General features: G+C 42.2%; 19 protein-coding genes and 1 pseudogene. 6 read left to right on the plus strand and 14 right to left on the minus strand.

Annotation, left to right across the window (positions count from 1 at the left end):
• Positions 1-14: 14 nt before the first annotated feature.
• From DW650_RS05450 to DW650_RS05515, 14 genes are all read right to left on the minus strand, one after another.
• Positions 15-1,283, minus strand: a complete 1,269-nt coding sequence (locus DW650_RS05450) for an NAD(P)/FAD-dependent oxidoreductase (RefSeq protein WP_118209267.1) — start codon at positions 1,281-1,283, stop codon at positions 15-17.
• Positions 1,284-1,300: 17 nt separating this feature from the next.
• On the minus strand, positions 1,301-2,737 hold the full coding sequence (locus DW650_RS05455; protein WP_118209268.1) for an NAD(P)/FAD-dependent oxidoreductase: 1,437 nt from the start codon (positions 2,735-2,737) through the stop codon (positions 1,301-1,303).
• A gap of 248 nt (positions 2,738-2,985) precedes the next feature.
• Entirely contained in the window at positions 2,986-3,696 is a 711-nt protein-coding gene (locus tag DW650_RS05460) for an MIP/aquaporin family protein (protein ID WP_006857092.1), read from the minus strand.
• A 72-nt stretch (positions 3,697-3,768) separates the two neighbouring features.
• Positions 3,769-5,265 carry a glycerol kinase GlpK gene (glpK, locus tag DW650_RS05465; RefSeq protein ID WP_015519905.1) on the minus strand — a complete coding sequence of 499 codons (1,497 nt, stop codon included), beginning with the start codon at positions 5,263-5,265 and terminating at the stop codon, positions 3,769-3,771.
• A gap of 118 nt (positions 5,266-5,383) precedes the next feature.
• Positions 5,384-5,953: a glycerol-3-phosphate responsive antiterminator gene (locus DW650_RS05470; RefSeq protein ID WP_118209269.1), complete on the minus strand. Its 570-nt coding sequence runs from the start codon at positions 5,951-5,953 to the stop codon at positions 5,384-5,386.
• A 396-nt stretch (positions 5,954-6,349) separates the two neighbouring features.
• Positions 6,350-6,490 (minus strand): hypothetical protein, encoded by a 141-nt coding sequence (locus DW650_RS05475; RefSeq protein WP_241070815.1) that lies wholly within the window; start codon positions 6,488-6,490, stop codon positions 6,350-6,352.
• Positions 6,471-7,088, minus strand: coding sequence for an SGNH/GDSL hydrolase family protein (locus tag DW650_RS05480; RefSeq protein WP_117920835.1), 618 nt, complete (start codon positions 7,086-7,088; stop codon positions 6,471-6,473). The genes DW650_RS05475 and DW650_RS05480 overlap by 20 nt, the downstream gene beginning before the upstream one ends.
• A 187-nt stretch (positions 7,089-7,275) precedes the next feature.
• Positions 7,276-8,670, minus strand: coding sequence for a hypothetical protein (locus DW650_RS05485; RefSeq protein ID WP_118209270.1), 1,395 nt, complete (start codon positions 8,668-8,670; stop codon positions 7,276-7,278).
• Positions 8,671-8,681: 11 nt separating this feature from the next.
• Positions 8,682-9,068, minus strand: a complete 387-nt coding sequence (locus tag DW650_RS05490; protein ID WP_118209271.1) for a zinc ribbon domain-containing protein — start codon at positions 9,066-9,068, stop codon at positions 8,682-8,684.
• 631 nt (positions 9,069-9,699) lie between these two features.
• Positions 9,700-10,440 carry a S8 family serine peptidase gene (locus tag DW650_RS05495; protein ID WP_118209272.1) on the minus strand — a complete coding sequence of 247 codons (741 nt, stop codon included), beginning with the start codon at positions 10,438-10,440 and terminating at the stop codon, positions 9,700-9,702.
• A gap of 374 nt (positions 10,441-10,814) precedes the next feature.
• Positions 10,815-11,771, minus strand: coding sequence for a calcium/sodium antiporter (locus DW650_RS05500; protein WP_118209273.1), 957 nt, complete (start codon positions 11,769-11,771; stop codon positions 10,815-10,817).
• A gap of 44 nt (positions 11,772-11,815) precedes the next feature.
• A complete protein-coding gene (locus DW650_RS05505; RefSeq protein ID WP_117920841.1) occupies positions 11,816-12,394 on the minus strand; it encodes a manganese efflux pump MntP in 579 nt (192 codons plus the stop codon).
• Positions 12,395-12,831: 437 nt separating this feature from the next.
• Positions 12,832-13,248: an O-antigen ligase family protein gene (locus DW650_RS05510; RefSeq protein WP_158570868.1), complete on the minus strand. Its 417-nt coding sequence runs from the start codon at positions 13,246-13,248 to the stop codon at positions 12,832-12,834.
• Positions 13,211-14,302 (minus strand): recombinase zinc beta ribbon domain-containing protein, encoded by a 1,092-nt coding sequence (locus DW650_RS05515; protein WP_118209275.1) that lies wholly within the window; start codon positions 14,300-14,302, stop codon positions 13,211-13,213. Before DW650_RS05515 ends, DW650_RS05510 begins: the two co-directional genes overlap by 38 nt.
• A 238-nt stretch (positions 14,303-14,540) precedes the next feature.
• Here DW650_RS05515 and DW650_RS05520 point away from each other — a divergent pair, with 238 nt between their 5' ends.
• From DW650_RS05520 to DW650_RS05545, 6 genes and pseudogenes are all read left to right on the plus strand, one after another.
• Positions 14,541-15,869, plus strand: coding sequence for a TrkH family potassium uptake protein (locus DW650_RS05520; protein WP_241070816.1), 1,329 nt, complete (start codon positions 14,541-14,543; stop codon positions 15,867-15,869).
• A gap of 18 nt (positions 15,870-15,887) precedes the next feature.
• Positions 15,888-16,535: a potassium channel family protein gene (locus DW650_RS05525; protein ID WP_118209276.1), complete on the plus strand. Its 648-nt coding sequence runs from the start codon at positions 15,888-15,890 to the stop codon at positions 16,533-16,535.
• A gap of 37 nt (positions 16,536-16,572) precedes the next feature.
• Positions 16,573-17,106, plus strand: a complete 534-nt coding sequence (locus tag DW650_RS05530; protein WP_118209277.1) for a hypothetical protein — start codon at positions 16,573-16,575, stop codon at positions 17,104-17,106.
• 73 nt (positions 17,107-17,179) lie between these two features.
• Positions 17,180-19,150: a DUF4118 domain-containing protein gene (locus tag DW650_RS05535; RefSeq protein WP_158576207.1), complete on the plus strand. Its 1,971-nt coding sequence runs from the start codon at positions 17,180-17,182 to the stop codon at positions 19,148-19,150.
• Positions 19,143-19,841, plus strand: a complete 699-nt coding sequence (locus DW650_RS05540) for a response regulator transcription factor (protein ID WP_117920846.1) — start codon at positions 19,143-19,145, stop codon at positions 19,839-19,841. Before DW650_RS05535 ends, DW650_RS05540 begins: the two co-directional genes overlap by 8 nt.
• A 286-nt stretch (positions 19,842-20,127) precedes the next feature.
• A pseudogene (locus DW650_RS05545) lies at positions 20,128-20,370 on the plus strand (CNNM domain-containing protein); the annotation flags it as partial.
• Between the last annotated feature and the right edge of the window lie 8 nt (positions 20,371-20,378).

The raw sequence follows: 20,378 nt of genomic DNA on the forward strand, positions 1-20,378 counted from the left end.
GATATACCTCCATTTTATTCCTGCTCGATCTTGACTGTGATCGTCTTTAGATCCGGGTACTGCAAAAGCTGCTCTTTTGTCAGTTTGATCTCTTCCATTTCTCCCGGTGCCACGACCGGACGTTTTCTGTGGATGACTCTCTCATCATCAAAATAAGCGCTGACGTAACAGTTCTTGTATACACCGCCCACACGGAAACGGACTGTGATCTGCTCATCCATATTAGCAACATTGATGGTTCCCGGCACCGTATACCGGACACCCTCGATCGGATTTAAAACAATGTCGTTATCTCTTGCTGCCTTCACGCCATCTGCTTTCACATAAACTGCTGCATTTTTTCCGGCTGTCTTTGCCTCTTCAGATACAAAATCCACAAGATCATGTACATGCAGTACATTTCCGCAGGCAAACACACCCGGAATATTCGTTTCAAGACTCTCATTTACTTTTGGTCCTGATGTAACCGGGTTCATGTCAACCCCCATACCTTTGGAAATCTCATTTTCCGGGATCAGTCCGACAGAAAGTAAAAGTGTATCGCAGCTATATTCCTCCTCAGTTCCTGGGATCGGTTTTCCCTTGCTGTCAACCTCAGCCAACGTGATTCCCTCTACACGTTCTTTTCCCTTAATATCCACAACCGTGTGGCTTAACTTTAACGGGATTCCATAGTCATCTAAGCACTGTACGATATTACGTTTCAGCCCACCGGAATATGGCATTAATTCTGCCACAACCTTAACCTTTGCGCCCTCAAGTGTCATTCTTCTTGCCATGATCAGGCCGATATCGCCGGAACCCAAAATGACAACTTCGCGTCCAGGCATAAACCCTTCGATGTTTACCAGACGCTGTGCCGTTCCTGCAGAATAAATTCCTGCCGGTCTGTATCCCGGAATATTTAACGCTCCACGGGGTCTCTCGCGGCATCCCATTGCAAGAATAACTGCTTTTGCCTGAATTTCAAACAGACCGTCTTCGCGGTTCATTGCAGTAACTACTTTTTCATGGCTGATATCCATGACCATGGTATTTAATTTATATTCAATTCCAAGTTCCTTTACCTGCGAGATAAATCTTCCCGCATATTCCGGACCTGTCAGTTCTTCCTTAAATGTATGCAGACCAAAACCATTGTGGATACACTGGTTTAAAATACCGCCTAATTCTTTGTCTCTCTCTAAAATCAATATGTCATCAATTCCGTTATTTTTTGCAGAAACAGCAGCCGCAAGCCCTGCCGGTCCACCTCCGATGATTACGATATCATATGTTTTCATGCTCTGGCTCCTCCCTCTTACAATCTGTCCTTGTTGGTTCCGACAATAATTTTTGAATTTCCGCCTGATTTTGTGATCTCAGACTGACTCACACCGCGCTCTCTTGCTAAGATCTCCATTGTTCTCGGCGAGCAGAATCCCGCCTGACAGCGTCCCATTCCGGCTCTTGTGCGGCGTTTGACACCATCTAGTGATTTTGCACCGAGCGGGCGTCTGATGGCATCGATAATTTCTCCCTCGGTGATCATCTCACAGCGGCAGATAATATTGCCATACTCCGGTTTTTCCTTTATTAAGGCCACTCTTTCTTCTTTGCTTAAAGTATTTGGATTTAAGATGCCTTTGCGCGTTGCGATAAAATCTTTCTTTTCTTCCAAATGCATTTTTTCTTTTAACAGACCTGCAACCATTTCTCCGATCGCCGGACTGCTCGTAAGCCCAGGTGACTCGATTCCGGCACAGTCGATAAAGCCTTTTGCATCTTCTGCCTCTTCAATGATAAACTCATGACCATCTTCATGTGCACGAAGTCCGGCAAAAGAAGTGATAACCTGACGCATCGGAATATTTTTTACATTCAGATTCGCCCCGGCGATAACCTGATCTAAGCCTTCTCTTGTCGTGTTCGTTCCTTCTTTGTCCTCAATATCAATCGCAGTAGGTCCTAATAACAGGTTTCCATGTACCGTCGGCGTGATCAGAATACCTTTTCCATATTTACCTGGAAGTGCAAAGATCGTGTGGCTCACATGGTTTCCGGCACTCTTGTCAAGCAGGCAGTAATCGCCGCGTCTTGGTGTAATATGGATTTTCTTTTCACTGACCATATTGTGAAATTTATCCGCATAAACACCTGCCGCATTGACGACATATTTTGTTTCAAACACGCCCTGATTCGTATGGACCTCCCAGATCTCTCCTGTTTTTTTCAGATCTGTTACTTCCGTATCAAACTTAAATTCCACACCGTTTGCATTTGCATTCTCAGCCAGTGCTATATTTAAATGAAATGGGCAGACAATCCCGGCACTCGGCGCATATAAAGCCGCATAGATATCATCCGAAAGATTTGGCTCCATTTCATGTACTTCCTCTTTCAATAAAATGCGCAGTCCCGGCACACCGTTTGCCACACCGCGGTCATAAAGCGCCTTCAGATTTGGCATATCCTCCTCGTCCTTGCAGACAACCAGAGAACCTATCCGCTTAAACGGAAAATCAAGATCTTTGGAAAGCTGCTCCATCAAGGCATTTCCCCGTACATTTAATTTTGCCATCAGGGAACCTTCTTTTGCATCATATCCCGCATGTACGATTGCACTGTTTGCCTTGGATGTGCCGCAGCAGACATCTTCCTCTTTCTCTATCACACATACTTTTGCATTATAACGCGACAATTCTCTCGCCGCTGCTGCGCCGGATACACCGGCTCCGATGATAATTACGTCATACATTTTCCATCTCTCCTTTTTTTACTTTGTTCTTCTGGTATCTAACCCGGAGGGCTTTTTCATTCATAAGATGTAATCTCCTATGAATAAAAAAGCCTGACAAGTAAGCGCACCCATGCTGTTGCGATTATCCTGTCAGGCTCTCTTCTCTCTTGCCCCTCAACAATAGATTGCAGGTTCCACATGCACATCTACTGTCATAAATATAAAATTGTCATATAAAGTTACTTATCGCATGACAAACATACGGTCTACCATGGAATTGCTCCATATAGCAGTACTGCAACAATTGCTCCGATCACCGGTCCCACCAGCGGAACAACTGCATATCCCCAGTTGGATGTTCCTTTTCCCTTAATCGGAAGAACGGCATGTGCAAGACGCGGTCCGATATCTCTTGCCGGATTGATCGCATATCCGGTCAGTCCACCAAGTGACATACCGATCGATACAATGATTCCAAATACAAGAAACTTTCCAAGTCCATCGGTAAGTCCCGGCACATTTGCCATACCTTTGATCGCAAATACAAGGATAAACGTTCCAACTGCCTCACTGAAAATATTCTGTCCCATGTTCGGAATAGAAGGCGCTGTACAGAACACCCCAAGTTTTGTCGCCTGATCCTCTGTTGCATCAAACTGTCCTTTAAACAAAAGATATACGATCACCGCTCCAACAAACGCTCCTGCAAACTGTGCAATGATATATCCCGGAACCATTGCCCAGTCAAAACTTCCGTCAACTGCAAGTGCTAACGTCAGCGCCGGATTAAACGATGCTCCCGATGCTGCTCCGAAAATAAATGCCGGCAGCATAACCGCAAGTCCCCATGCAAATGTGATCTGGACAGTTCCTCCACCCTTCATGCCAGATTTGTTGAGATTTACGTTTGCAACAACTCCATCACCTAAGATGATCAGAATCATAGTTCCCAAAAACTCTGCTATATATGGTAACATACTATCCCCCCTTATTCAATTAACTTTACCAATACATTACAATCTTTACCTTCCCTATACAAAACCTTCTTTTTAATCTTCCTTTGCCCAGCCGTATGCATATTTGACTGCTTTGTTCCAGCCTTTGATCATTTCTTCTCTCTTTGCGGCATCGATCTGCGGCTCAAATGTCTTGTCGATTGCCCAGTTTTTAATAACATCCTCTTTACTTGACCAGTAACCGACTGCCAGACCAGCAAGATATGCAGCGCCCATCGCTGTTGTCTCTACACATTGCGGACGATTTACCGGCGCATCAATAATGTTCGCCTGTGTCTGCATCAGGAAATCATTAGCACTTGCTCCACCGTCAACTTTCAAAGCGGTAAGATCAATTCCGGAATCTGCTTTCATGGCAACCAGAACATCATTCACCTGATATGCCAGAGATTCCAATGTTGCACGGATAATGTGATATTTATTGACGCCACGGGTAATACCTACGATCGTACCTCTTGCATACTGATCCCAGTGAGGTGCACCAAGACCGGTAAATGCCGGAACTACATAACAGCCGTTCGTATCTTTTACTTTCTTTGCCATGTATTCCGAATCAGGTGCAGAATCAATGACTCTTAATTCATCTCTTAACCACTGGATCGCAGCCCCCGCCACGAAAATAGAGCCTTCCAGTGCGTAATTAACTTTTCCATCCAGTCCCCATGCAATCGTAGTTACCAGACCATTCTTGGAAAATACCGGTTTTTCGCCTGTGTTCATTAAAAGGAAACATCCGGTTCCATATGTATTCTTTGCCTCTCCTGCGTTAAAACAGGTCTGACCAAACAATGCTGACTGCTGGTCTCCGGCAGCACCTGCGATCGGGATCGGTCCACCAAGGTAAGAAGGATCTGCCTCCCCGTAAATACAGCTTGACGGTTTTGGCTCCGGCAGCATACATTTTGGAATATTTAACTCTGCTAAAATCTCATCATCCCACTGAAGAGTGTTGATATTAAATAACATTGTTCTGGATGCATTGGAATAATCGGTCACATGAACAGCGCCTTTTGTCAGTTTCCAGATCAGCCAGGTTTCTACCGTTCCGAATAATAATTCACCTTTTTCGGCTCTCTCTCTTGCACCCGGTACATTGTCAAGCAGCCATTTTACCTTCGTGCCTGAAAAATATGCATCAATGACAAGACCTGTTTTTTCCCTGAATTTATCGGTAAGTCCTTTTTCTTTTAAGGTATCGCAATATTCTGAAGTTCTGCGGCACTGCCATACGATCGCATGATGGATCGGCTCTCCTGTTTCCTTATCCCAGACGATCGTTGTCTCTCTCTGGTTGGTAATACCGATTGCTGCAATATCCTCTGCTGTCGCATTGATCATGTTCATCGCCTCAACTGCAACACCGAGCATACTTGCCCAGATTTCATCTGCATCATGTTCCACCCAGCCCGGCTGTGGGAAGTACTGTGTAAATTCCCTCTGTGCCACGCTGCACATCTCACCTTTCTCGTTGAACAGGATACATCTGTTGCTTGTGGTTCCAGCATCCAGTGCCATTACATATTTTGCCATACTTTTTCCTCCTCTTTCTTTTGGCTTTATTTAATATTTAAACTGCTCCCCCCAGAGCATTATAAATATTCGTAAAATTGATTGTTCTTTTTTCTATTGAAATATATTATTTTTTACCCTACATATTCCAGACTTTATGGTTTGTGGATGATACCGCCATCGCACCCGCTGACAATGCTCCCATCACGTCTTCTTTATCTGTGATCAGCCCTCCCGCAATAATGGGTACTTTTACCGAATGACTGATCTGTGCAATGATCTTTGGCATTACTCCCGGAAGTACCTCGATAAAATCTGGTTTTATCATGTGCTGTTGCTGCCTGATATTTTCAAATGCCATCGAATCCAGTAAAAATACACGAAGTACTGTATACATAGACATTTCTTTTGCTTTTTTGATCAGTGACGGCTTCGTGGAAATAATTCCATCCGCTTTGGTCTGTTCTTTAATAAATTCAACTGCAATCTCCTTTGGACTTAAACCACTGATGAGATCCATATGCACCATTGCAATCTTACCTGCATCCCTGATCGTCTTTACAATTGATCCAATAGAACAGACATCTCCAAATAAAATAAATATGACTCTGATATCATCATGCTTACAGCATTCTGTCACATCTTCCATATTTTTTACCGCTGCAATGATGGGATTATCCACTACTGCTTCATAAAAATTCTGATTCATGCTTTCCCCTTCCCAGACACCTTTTTCCTAATTCATATGTATACAACTAATGGTCACCTCATGACGTTTTTACATTGCAGTTTTAATATAACATAAAAAAGAGCGACAATACCAACGGCTTCATCGGCCGTTCTATTCGCTCTCCTGTCATAGCTCTCTTATTGAACTGACTGCATCATATCATAATGCACAATGCAATGCAATACTTTCTTGATGCTTTTTATCATTTTTGTTTGTGTTTTACAGTTTTATTCGTTTTGTTTTATATATAATGCATAATTCCGTTTCTTTATTCAGAGCCTCTTTGTTATATTTTTATCAATATATAACATTTCGTTTCATTCTGTCTAAAAATCATCCAAATCAAACTTCTTACCTGTCATTTTATCCGATCTGTTATGATGCTCCGTCCATACTGTTTAACTTTTCCTCACATGCCTGCGCCGTGCGTGCTCCCATGCCTAAATCCATACCAAAGATTCCATATTCGTCTCCTGCGGAATGTCCGACGATCTTACTACGCCGCCAGCACTCCAAGCACTGCCTCCGCCAGCTTTTTGTGACCTTCCTTATTCAGATGTTCTCTGTCCTCTTTACTCGGCTCTGCCACATCGGATGCTGCAAGGAAATCGCAGTCATATTTTTCTGCAACTTTCTGATAAACTGCTTTCAGTCCCTTCGATACCTCCACGGACTTTTCATTAAACTCCGGATCATACCCCGGCTCCCAGACACCTTCCCCAAGCTGTATCGGGGAGATCAATAAGATCCGGATATTCTGATCTGCCTTACGTATCTGCTCCACCAGACGTTCCACACCAAGACCGATCACCTCTGCTGAGGCATTGTAAAATGTCTTGCAGTCATTCGTTCCAAGCATCAAAACGACACGATCCACCGGTGCATGACTCTCTAAAAGAGTTGGCAGCAATGCAGCTCCTTTTCTTCCCTCACGCAGCTCATCCTCAAAAACCGTTGTCCTGCCGCACAATCCTTCCTCAATGATGCGGTAGCCTTTCCCATACAGCTCCTGCTCGATCAGTCCCGTCCATCTTGTATCTCTATCGTAACGTTTTTTCGTTCCAGGAATCAAACCATAAGTATTGGAATCTCCAAAGCATAATATTTCTTTCATAGTAATCTCCCTTGCTTGTGAAAAATGTATTTTTCACACTATCCTTTTCTGTTCTGTCTTTTATCTGAAGTATTGTATATTTTTGTTTTCTTATTTCCTACTATATTAATATGAATACTATGTTTTGTCAACAAAAAAATATGGTGACAGAAAACCCTGTCCTTAACAATGACAGAAAACCCTATCCTTAACAGGATAGGGTTACAAATCCAATATTTATAAGGCAGATCAATGCAAGCAGTGTCACCGCCAGCTTTCCACCTGTCTGCTTTAATTTTTCTTCCACAGCATCTTCCATACGGTAAATGCAAAACATTGTCACAAACAACAATATAAAATACAGGGTAATATAAACACGCTCACCTGAGACATAGATCGTCGCCATAAATCCAAGGATCATGCCTGCACCAAATCCGCATCCCAACATAAGAAGCGCGTAAATATACTCTATCGGCTGCTCTCCCAGGATAATCCACAATGCATAAAGCATCGCCGCCACTGTGACTGCAAGATACACCATCGGAAGCCAGGTAGAAAGCGTGCCCCAGCTCCATTCTGTGATCTCCTGCGGCATGACAAACAGACCTGATAATCCCGGATAAGCAGTACGCATTGCCGTCTGTCCGAATAAAATCAAGACCGGTAACGCAGAAATAATGGTCTTTTTATAGTCATCCGTTTTTACATAGACAAGCATTGCAAGCACCAATGCAACTGTCAGAAATACGGCATCGCAGTTTGCTATAAACACACGCTCAATACTGAGCAGACCAAGATACAATTTATCTCCAAATCCATATGTCTCAAAAATTGGAAGATCTGCAATGCTGACCGCATTTCTTCCGGCATTTCCCGGACAGAGCAGGATTGAGATCAGTGTTATGATATTAACAAGTACCATTCCTGCCAGATACAGATTATTGCTGTGTATCACTTTTTTGTCTGTCAGCGTGCTTCCAGCAGAATCCTGCACCAAAGGCGTCTTTTTAGATTTCCCACAAATCAGATAAATGCCATACAATATAAAAACCACAAACAGGATCACCGCTACCTGCTCATGACTGCTTGCGATCACACAGACAAGTACCCCTGCAATGCCTTCCACAATATTGATTTTCTTATGTACCAGCATTTTTTTCAGCAGAAATCCAACAAAGAACATTCCCCAGACCGGCCAGAAATAATTTACCGTTGTGGTAATCCAGCCTGCCGTTCCCATATCATGAAACGGATATAAAAGAACCGCCGCTGCCGCACACCAGTCCATCAGTTTTCCGCCATCAAATATTTTTGAGATTAATACCGGAAACGAAATAAAAAGCGTCAGATCAATGAGTCTCCACAAAATTGGATACTTTATGATCCAGACAAGAAGAAACTCTATCACAAACCGGGATGTCCACGTCTCATAACGCTGTATCAGATAATTCCACAATCCAAGCTCTGACGTTGCCTGCGAAAAAAATACATCATCTCCCGCCATCGGACGGATCCTCAGATGATAAATAATCCCCACAAAAGCCACAATGAAAAAAGGCATTAACTGACGCAGATCTGCCCGGGCTTTATTCTGATTTTCCACGCATCCGGCTCCTATTCCTCAAATATATCGTCCATTTTTGTTCCGCAGCTACTGCAGAATGCTGCTCCCTGTGGCATTTTGGCACCACATTTCGGACATTCCACGGCTCCCTGAAGTTTAAATACTTCTGCGCGCATGCGCTCAATCTCTCCAAGCGCCTCCGTGATCAGGAAAAAGTGCTCCTGTTCCGGTGTCTTTTCTTCGCCTTCTACGCTCTCTTCATCCTTGTGTTTCTCATAATATGCTTTTCCAAGTTCCGCATACTGTTTTTCCACAAAATCTTCTTTGGATCTGATATCCATCTTTAACTTTGCGATCCCGGATACATCCTTCGCTTTCTGACCAACATCCTTACCTGCACTCACGATTGTCTCGCTTAACTTATCAAAAAACTCCATACTGTGCTACCTCCCTGAATTGGTTTCCTGATTATTTCTATACTACGCAGTACCTGTTTTGACACTGCTCATTGCTTACGCACATTATACTCTTTTCCTAATATATCTTCAATAAATAAGGTCTTAACTTTATATAAAATGGGGTTAATCGCTGCTGATTACACAGTACGATTGATATGAGCTGCCCGTTCAAATGTTGTGTCGCAGGCTTATGAGTGGCATCCCTCGCAAAGCCGGAGTAATTTTTGTTCCGTTGTACGAAAATAAGGCAATCTAAATGTGCCTGATGTAGGTTTTCTCGGAGTGACGTGACCGGCAGACCAAGATTTTCTAATTTTCTCCCAAAGTCACCAAAATCTGCTCCGGCTTTTGTCAATGAATGTTTCGTTAAAAAATATTACCTTATGCAGTCCATACTTTTTTTACCAGACAATCTAATAATATCAATATGATTGCGCACAAAATTATATATGTGGAATTTAATGGTGTTATACAACCGATGATTACCATTATACTTGATATAAATAACACTGCATTATGTATTTTCCTATGTCTTGAACAATCAATCTTTTTCCATATATAGCATGCAATAAGATATACTATAATTAAAATTATGATTCTATCCATTATTTCACTCCTGAATACATATCTTCTTTACGTCTAATACTGGTATATTTAATTCCTCATTGTAACACTTATGCAATCTATTTTTTATTTCTTCACATTTCAATGTAGGATTTATGCTTTTTGCCAATGCAATTATTCCTGTAACATATGCTACTGAAATAGACACACCTTCGGAATAAGTATATGTATCCTCCGGCATTAAACAATATACTTTCTCCGCCGGAGCATATATATCAATTTTTTCTCCATATCCAGAAAACTCATATATTTTACCATTTATCCCCAAACCTCCTACACATATAACATTGGGTAACTCAAAACAACCTGGATACACATGTTGTACATCTACATTAGAACTATTTTTCCCACCTGAGCAAACAAAAATTACATCTGAACATTCTTTCATTATTGTATATAATTTTTCACTATATACTTCCATATCCCAACTACAATTAAAAAGACGAATTCCCTTATTATATCCATATTTAATTGCATTAACCACATCATCAACTTGATTATTAGAAATTTCTTGATCGTTATGATATATTACACTTTGTAAATCAGAAGATGTAATATCTATACCACTATCTATAATTCCCACAATAATGGTTTCATTTCCATATGTTTCCTTCCAAACATCTTCTATATGTATTTTATTTTTCCAATATTCAGTCTGTTCGCATCCTGCAGTCTGTATAAATAATGAAGCAAAAATTATATTTGCATCCTTTCGCTGGTGTTCCATCTGCTAATGCTTGTTTACTTCCTTTTGATGTTTTAGCCCATTTAAACGATGGTGGTGTTCCTAGCATATTATAATACGTTATGCTTTTTGAATTTGTACTATAGGCAAAACCTCCACTCCATGCAACACCAATTGTGTCTGTATAACTCCAAGGATAATAACACTTTAGCCAATTAAATGATTCTGTAACTTTATATTTAGAATTTTTTCGCTTTCCATCTTTATATGTTGATTGAATACTGTTTGTGAAAAACTTAGTTTTGAAGTAGCAATTGATGAGAGCGATTTAATTTTTTAAACTGTCAAAACAGAATTATACTCTTTTCCCTGTATTTCTTCAATAAACACCTTTTTCATCTTATACATTATCTTTCTTATCTCGTACAGATATATATCAGATATCCTGCATAACATGCAAGCAGCACCACACCTTCTTTTTTCTCTATATGAAGCCTGCTCCATGCAAACACCCATACAAGAATGCTTACCAGCACCAGAAGTATACTGTCCACCACATTTTCCATAATAAACGCTACCGGACTTATCGCTGCTGTCACTCCCAGAATAAACAGAATATTAAAAATATTTGATCCGATCACATTTCCAAATGCCATATCAACTTCATTTTTTCTTGCAGCTACCACAGAGGTGACGAATTCCGGCAGGCTGGTTCCCATTGCAACGATCGTAAGTCCAATCAGATTCTGGCTTAACCCGGCTTTTACGGCAATCGCTGACGCACCATCTACAACAAAATCCCCGCCAAATTTAATAGCCACTGCACCACCCACAATATATAATGCACATTTCCATGCAGGATAAATTTTATATTCACCGGAAGGATCTTCTGCTTCTGCCGATGCCGCATGCGCTTTTAATGCTGACCGTACCATCCATACCAAAAATCCAATAAAAAGAAGTAACAATATCACACCATCTGTTCTTCCTATCTCCATGCCGGAAATTCCCAGAACAAACAAAAGCACCGCGCACAGAACAGAAACTGGTATTTCTTTTTTTAATGTATCTTTCTGTACGATCAACGGTGCAAATAATGCACATGCCCCGCATACAAACATTAAATTAAAAAGGTTAGAACCTATCACATTGCTGACTGCCAATGCATTGTTACCGGCAACGGAAGCTGTTACACTGACAGCAAGTTCCGGCAGGCTCGTCCCCATTGCAACGATCGTGAGTCCGACAATCATAGACGGAATCCGCAGCGCCCTTGCAACGGAAGAACTTCCCTCAACAAAAAAATCTGCACCTTTGATCAATAAAACAAATCCCACCATCAATAAAGCTATTGACTGCATCATCGCCACCATACACATTTCCTCCTTCGTTTTTCCTGTTATTTATATCCTGTTATTTATAAAATTCCCAGATGTGTCAAAAGGATTCTGACACCGAGCAATACTAAGATCAGTCCGCCGGCAAACTCTGCTTTCTTTTCGTACTTGTTTCCAAAAAAGTTTCCAACATAAACCCCGCCAATCGAGATACAAAAGGTGGTGATTCCAATGATCGTGATTGCCTCCACGATCGGATAGTCCAGAAATGCAAATGTGATCCCGACTGCAAGTGCATCAATACTTGTCGCAACTGCAAGCACAAACATCTCTTTGAGATCGAGTGGCGCATCCAGTTCTTTTACCTCATCCTCTTCCTGATCCGGTTTTATGGATTCGATGATCATTTTACCACCGATCACTCCAAGAAGTATAAATGCGATCCAATGGTCAATGCTTGTGATATATTTTTCAAACTGACTTCCCAAAAGCCATCCGATAAGAGGCATCAATGCCTGAAATCCTCCAAAAAATAACCCGATCACAAGTGCCTGTTTCTTGTTGACCTTACGCATCCCAAGTCCTTTGCAGATCGACACTGCAAATGCATCCATGGACAGCCCGACGCCCATCAGGAACAATTCAATAAAAATAGCCATCTTTTTTTACCCGCTTTCTTTTTGTATCAGACATTTTCCGTGATGTTTCCTCAGTTATTTTGTACTGTATGCGTCATTCCTGCAGTGATTTCCAATTTCTGACATACTTTAAATGATAATATTTCTCAAATAAATATGACAAAAAAAGAGACTCCACGTATATTCCTGTACCGGATATCCTCGCAGATATCCCTACAAAAATATACATGAGTCTCATTCTTTAAGATTTGCCAGGTTCTTTTCGTGTGTGCCCACCAAAAGAAACCGGTATGTTGACAAACCACGCGATCACGCGAACTACTCCCTCACGGTTTCACAGACTGCTTTCCTTCAAAACAGCCTGTGCTCATCATAAGTTTTTCACTTATGCCAAACGCTGTTTTCACATCATATCTTATACACCATGATTTGTCAATGAATGTTTCGTTAAAAAAACATTACACCGCTGCAAGCGCGATTCCAAGGAACACATAAAACAACAGCAGTGCAAGAAGTGACAGCAATCCTGTCTGCACCCAGTGCGCGAGGAAATCATTGTGCGCACGCTCCATGATCCTGCCGGTGCTCTCCGCATAGATCATCTTTCCAACATAATCATTTTGCGGAAACACTTCTGCAAAGGTGTCCGGACCGCTCCCTTTTAAGATATAATGTTTTAACATTGGGAGTATCCTTGACCAGATGTAAAGGCGGCCGCTTCCTAAATATTCCAGTCCGTGGAAATTAGCATGCGGTATTTCCACCATCTCATCCGCTTTTCCCCATTCTGTCTCATAATAATATCCCGCAGCAAGTTTTGAAAATTCCAGTGTATAATCATCCAGCCAAAATATTAATTCTTCTTTTGCATCCATCTGTATTGCATTTGCTATCCTCCCCCCAATGCGTTTTTGATACACTAAGGGGATTAGTTTTTCCCAGGCGGTCATCCTCCGTATTGTCATCTTCGTAGTCTACATCAGAAAATGCCACCAATTCCTCGTTTTCGTCCTCGTCGTCTGTATTATCAGAAGCAACAGAAGCGATTTCCGGGTATTCGATTTCATCGTCCTGCACACCAAACAGAACCACATGAGCGTTGACTCCGTCCCAGATAACCTTACGCACGATGGTGCGGATGGCTGCTCGTTTCTGCTCTATGGTCATTTCATCAATGCCATCCTTAAAGACAGTCAGCAGCTGACGCATCAAGTCAAACTCAATATCGCTGAGAGCATGCTGTGTGGTCAGACCCTCCAGTTCCTGAATACGTTTTTCAAGGGACTGGTATTCCTCGTTCAACTGCTCAATTCGTTTGGTTACATGCGCCTTGGCAGGGCTGTCGCCCATATCTACAAGGGCGTCTACCAGAGAATTGATTTTCTTCTCGGTTTCTGCCTTTTCCTTTCTCATTTCATCAAGTCGCTGCTCATAGTCCATGCGATTGCCGGTATAGAATCTACGGCTCTGTTCCAACTGTGCAATGAAAGTATCCTTATCCTCCGCAAGCATTTTAATCTGCTCGACCACAGCCATATCCAATGTATTGCCATTGGCATTCTTGCTGTTGCATACAGACCTCTGACTGCGTTCCTTCATTTTGCATACATAGGTATAAATTACTTTTCCATCCGCAGTTTTGCGCTTGCTCATTTTCGGATACATACGCTCACCGCAGCTACAGAATAGCAAGCCAGTCAGAAGCGCTTCATTACTGCGTGGCTTTCTAAAGGATTTGGATTTATTGCATTCCAAAGATTCTTGAATCTGTACCCACACTTTACCCGGAATCAGCCGCGGATGCTTGCCAACAGATACAATCCATTCACTTGCAGGAAGGTACTTTGTTGCTCTGCCTTTTTCCTGATCGGTACGGTTGTACGCCATAATACCATGCTTGTTGTCAAAGGCATCTTTGTCTGAAAACAAGTCCGTATCATGCTGAGTAAAGAATTGATAGGCATCTTCATCCGCAATGCTGCGGAAGAAATCGTCTTAAATGAATTGATATATTGTTAAAAATGAAGGCCATCACGGTTCTCTATTTGAGAACCAGTGATGGTCTTTATCTTAATGCGAATTTAATGCCATAACCGGCACGCTAATACCCATTTTATGGTTGAAATGCAATAATACAATTAAGAAAACGAACGTTGGAGGTGTTGAGATGGGGAAACTGGAACGTAAATTATCCTCCTCACAGATGATCATTCTCGGTTTTGCCGCTGTCATATTGTTGGGTGCGCTGCTTCTGATGCTGCCGGTATCCAGTAAAGGTGGAGAGATTACACCGTTTCTGGATTGTCTGCTGACATCGACTTCGGCGGTTTGTGTGACCGGACTTGTGGTTTATGATACGGCGGCACATTGGACAGTGTTTGGGCAGGCAATCATTATTGTGTTAATTCAAATCGGCGGCATGGGCGTTATCACAGTAGCTGCTGCGATTACAATGGCAGCAGGAAAGAAAATCTCCTTGATGCAAAGAAGCACAATGCAGGATGCAATTTCCGCACCGCAGGTTGGCGGCATTGTCCGATTCACTGGTTTCATCTTGAAAGGCATCGTAATTATTGAGCTTTTGGGCGCAGCGATCATGGCTCCTGTGTTCATCGGGGATTACGGATTTGGCGAAGGTCTTTGGATGGCAGTATTTCACTCTATCTCAGCCTTCTGTAATGCCGGTTTTGACATTGTAAATGATGGTATTCTGTTTAATTCTTTGATGGGATATGCTGCAAATCCAATTATCAATCTGGCAATCATGCTACTGATTATCATCGGCGGACTTGGATTTTTGACTTGGAGAGATATTTGCACCAACGGCATCCACATAAAGCGATACCGTATGCAAAGCAAAGTTATCCTTACTGTTACCTCAGGATTGATACTGATTCCAACGGTCTACTTCTTCTTTTTCGAACTGGCACATCTTCCGTTTGCAGAACGCTTTTGGGGAGCCTTGTTCCAAGCTGTTACGCCGAGAACAGCAGGCTTTAACACCGTGGACTTGAATGCAATGAGCGAAACTGGACAGATGATTACATCATTGTTGATGATCATCGGCGGTGCGCCCGGTTCTACGGCAGGAGGTATGAAAGTTACTACCTTTGCAGTAATGATATCTGTCGCAGCGGCAGTCTTTCAAAAACGTCAGAATGGTTGTTTCTTCGGGCGACGCATCGATGATGATACCGTAAAAAATGCGGCAACGGTGTTCTTTATGTATATTTCGTTATTTCTTCTTGGTGGCATAGCAATCAGTAAACTGGAAAATCTTCCGCTTGTAACTTGCCTGTATGAAAGTGCATCGGCGGTTGGCACAGTCGGTTTGACACTGGGTATCACACCGGAACTTGGGGCTATAAGCAAACTGATTCTGATTGCACAGATGTATATCGGCAGAGTTGGTGGGCTGACGCTGATCTTCGCTACACTGCCGGCAACAAAAAACACATTATCAAAACTCCCTGTCGAGAAAATCTCGGTAGGTTAAGAACAAGGAGGTTCTGTTATGAAATCGATATTATTGATTGGTCTTGGACGATTTGGCAAGTTTATTGCTATGAAGCTGCACACTATGGGACATCAGGTTATGGCAGTAGATACCAGTGAGGAACGTGTAAATGCACTGCTTCCTTATGTTACCAATGCACAGATTGGGGACAGCACCAATGAAGAATTCCTCGCTTCTCTGGGTATTGGCAATTACGATTCCTGTATTGTTGCCATTGGAGATAACTTCCAAAACTCTTTGGAAACCGCTTATCTGCTGAAAGAATTGGGCGCTAAAAAGGTTATTGCCCGTGCATCTCGTGAGATACAGGAAAAGTTTCTGCTACGTAATGGCGCAGATGAAGTGGTCTACCCTGAAAAGCAGTTGGCTGCATGGACAGCAGTCCGTTGTTCCTCTGAGAATATCTTGGAGTACATTGAACTGGATAACGAATACGCTATTTTCGAATTGGAAACCCCACTTGAGTGGAACGGAAAAACCATTGTACAGTTAGACATTCGTAAAAAGTTTGGCATCAACATCCTTGGTATCCGTGAGAACGGAAGATTAAATATGAGCATTACGCCGGATACCGCGCTTGGTCGAAATAAATCGATTCTTGTGTTAGGACAGGAAAAAGCCGTCCACAAGTGCTTCCGCATATAATCAATCCTTTTTTAATCAGGCTAAGGAGGTGTTCTTGATGAAGGATCTATTTTTAATACTAATTCTGTTGGCAACTTTTGCATTTGGATACTATGTTGTTGCAAGATTCGGAGATTTCATTGAAGAAAACCAACGCCTAATCGCCGAAGGTAACCGAAATAGCCAATGCAAGATTCATATTGCAGCAGAAACCCCGATGCTGTTGAATTCCATTGCATCTGCATTAGAGAGCTGTTCTGAATCTGCTCCTCATGTTGAGTTCTTTCTCAGTAGTGGACAAATCAATCATCTCTTAGATAAGCTAATAAACGAACGTATCGACATTCTTCTTCTGGCAGATGACAGCACAGAACCTTTGGGGCAACAATATGCTTCTGTTCGGATTCCATACGAAAAGACAAAGATGCTGGTAACCACGCTTGGTCTAACGGTTGAAAATTTGGATGAGGAAAAATGGATTCGTGTTGTTTGGAAAAAGAGTTTGAAATCCAAAAATCGTGACCGAGTAATTACAGCATTGGAAATGGAACATTGTAGACTAAAATGCGGATATGCTGACTATTTAGACTGATCGTTCACATTTTCGAGGTAGAAATCAGGACTTTTGTATGGTAGAATCTATTACAAAATTGGAGGTGAGGATAATGAATAAACTAAATAACATTAACAGCAAGCAGGATCATATCCTCGCCTGTCTGTCGTCGGCACCGTCCAATGCAAAGATCATTCGTACCGCCGCAAGAATGGCAAAAGCCTTTGACAGTCAGTTTACAGCATTATTCGTTGAAACACCGGATTTTGCAGTGGCTACCGACGAAAACAAAAAGCGATTGGAGGAAAACCGCAAGCTGGCTGAACAGCTTGGAGCGACTATCGAAACGGTATATGGCGACGATGTTCCGTACCAAATTGCAGAGTTTGCCCGCATCTCCGGTATTACTCGAATTGTTTTGGGCCAAAGCTCCGCTATCCAAAAGCATCTGTTTGGAAAGCCGACATTAACACAACTTCTGTTGTCCTATGTACCAGAGCTGGATATTCATATCATTCCAGATAAAGCAGCAGATACGACCTATCATCCCAAAAAGGCGAGGAAATACCATCACGAGCAAATCATAAAAAACACTGTAAAGAGCGCTCTGATTCTGTTTGCGGCAACATTACTCAGTTTGTTGTTTCACGAGATAGGCTTTACCGATGCAAATATTATAATGGTGTATATTCTTGGTGTGTTGTTGACATCTATTGCCACATCCCATCAGATATACAGCTTGATTTCATCCATAGTCAGTGTATTTATCTTTAATTATCTGTTTACAGCACCTCGATTCTCGCTCGCAGCTTACGATACCGGTTATCCGGTAACATTCGTAGTTATGTTTTTAACGGCGTACATCACAGGTACATTTGCCATTCGATATAAAGAACAGGCACGACAATCAGAGAAAATCGCCAAACGAACAAAGGTACTTTTTGATACAGATCAGCTTTTGTCTAAGGCAGAAAACAAATTAGCCATTCTGCAAACTGCCGGACAGCAGATCAACAAGCTGCTCGGACGAAGTATAGTCATTTTTGACCACGAAGGTGGACGATTATCTGAGCCGATACGTTTCATTTCGGATGAACAGCGCTTTTACGATGAAGAAACAGAACTTGCGATTGCAGAGTGGGTTCTTCAGAACAATCATAATGCCGGAGCTACAACAAAGAACTTCCCAGATGCACAGTATCTGTATTTTGCTGTTCGTGTCAATGAACGAATATATGGTGTCGTGGGAATTGATGCAATGGCAGGTGCTTTGGATGCATCAGAGCAGGGCATCCTTTTGTCTATTCTCGGTGAAACAGCGCTTGCACTGGAAAATGAGAAGAATATCAGGGAAAAAGAAGCTGCAGCAATTCTGGCAGAGAGTGAACAACTTAGAGCTAATCTGCTGCGAACCATCTCCCATGACTTACGCACTCCGCTGACAACGATTTCCGGTAATGCAGGCAATCTTTTACACAACAGTCATAGCTTTGATGATGAAACCAAACAGCAGATTTATGCAGATATTTACGATGACTCCATGTGGTTGACCAACCTGGTGGAAAATCTTTTGTACTCTACTCGTATCGAAGAAGGTCGCATGATGCTGAAAACCTCTCCAGAGCTGGTTTCTGAAATCATCGAGGAAGCGATGCAGCATATCCGCCCCAATGCAAAAAAGCATTCCATCACTTTGAATTATGGGGATGATTTACTGATGGTACGGGCAGATGCAAAGCTGATCGTACAGGTCATCATCAATCTTGTGGACAATGCACTGAAATACACACCTTCGGACACCTTGATTAGTATCAGTGCTGAATGCAAGAACGGGATGGCGGAAATCAAAATCGCTGACACCGGCAAGGGCATCAGCGACGTGGAAAAAGGAAAAATATTTGATAAATTTTACAGCGGCGAACATAAAATAGCGGATAATCGCCGCAGTCTTGGACTGGGTCTGTACCTCTGCAAGGCTATTGTGGAGGCACATGGCGGATCAATCCACATTACGGACAATTTACCGCATGGTTCTGTGTTCCGTTTTACCCTTCCGCTGGAGGAGGTAATAATACATGAATAACTTTCAAATCCTCGTTGTGGAGGATGATGCTCCGGTACGCAATCTAATAACTACAACATTAAGAGCACATGATTACCGCTTTATTGCATCAGGCACCGGTGAAGGAGCCGTGATGGAAGTAGCTTCTCATAATCCTGACATAATTTTACTGGATTTGGGACTACCAGATATTGATGGAGTGGAAGTAATACGCCGTGTCCGTAGCTGGTCAAACGTTCCAATCATTGTTATCAGCGCAAGAGCTGAGGATAATGATAAAATTGATGCACTGGATGCTGGTGCAGATGATTATTTAACAAAACCGTTCTCTGTTGAAGAATTACTAGCACGTCTGCGTGTTACCCAGCGCCGCCTTGCGCTGATGCAAAATGTGAGCAATGAACAGGCGGTCTATCAAAACGGTCCACTTCGAATTGACTATTCTGTGGGTTGTGCTTATCTGGGTGACGATGAGCTGTCTCTGACTGCAACGGAATACAAGCTGCTGTGTTTACTTGCACGAAACACAGGCAAGGTATTGACACATCGTTTTATTTTACAAAATGCATGGGGAAGCAGTTGGGAGAATGACATTGGTTCTCTGCGTGTTTTTATGGCAACTCTGCGAAAAAAGCTGGAGAAAACCCCTGGCGCTCCACAATTCATCCAGACTCATATTGGCGTTGGATATAGGATGCAGAAAGTGGAATAATGCTAAGAAACAGTTAAAAAATCTCTACTTACACTTTGTTGATGGAGCAATTGGTGACATAGCCAGAGAGCTATTCTATAATAAAAAATATTATATTGTGGGAAAGAAGGTGGAATCACAAAATGGATACAAGCGACAGTTGTCCTGACCCTAACCGATGCAATTACAAAATCTATTTGTTCAGATATAGAAGTTAAGACACGACTCGTGCATTGGAATCCATGCATGGGATGTGTCTTTTGCTTTTTTTGAAGATAGTATATTGTTATTGCAGAAAAAGGTTAAAATGTTAGTATTGTTTTTATTACAGATTATATTGATTGCATTAAATGCAGTTTTTGCTTGTGCAGAGATTGCGGTACTTTCCATAAACGAAACAAAATTGGAAAGGATGGCGGGTCAAGGAGATAAACGAGCAAAACGCCTGTTCCGTCTGACAAGAGAGCCTGCCAAGTTTCTGGCAACCATTCAGGTGGCCATCACATTGTCTGACTTCCTGGGTTCCGCATTTGCGGCGGATAACTTCTCTCTCATAGA

Origin of the sequence: Roseburia sp. AM23-20, assembly GCF_003470905.1 — a bacterium.
GTDB classification, from domain to species: Bacteria; Bacillota; Clostridia; order Lachnospirales; family Lachnospiraceae; genus Roseburia; species Roseburia rectibacter.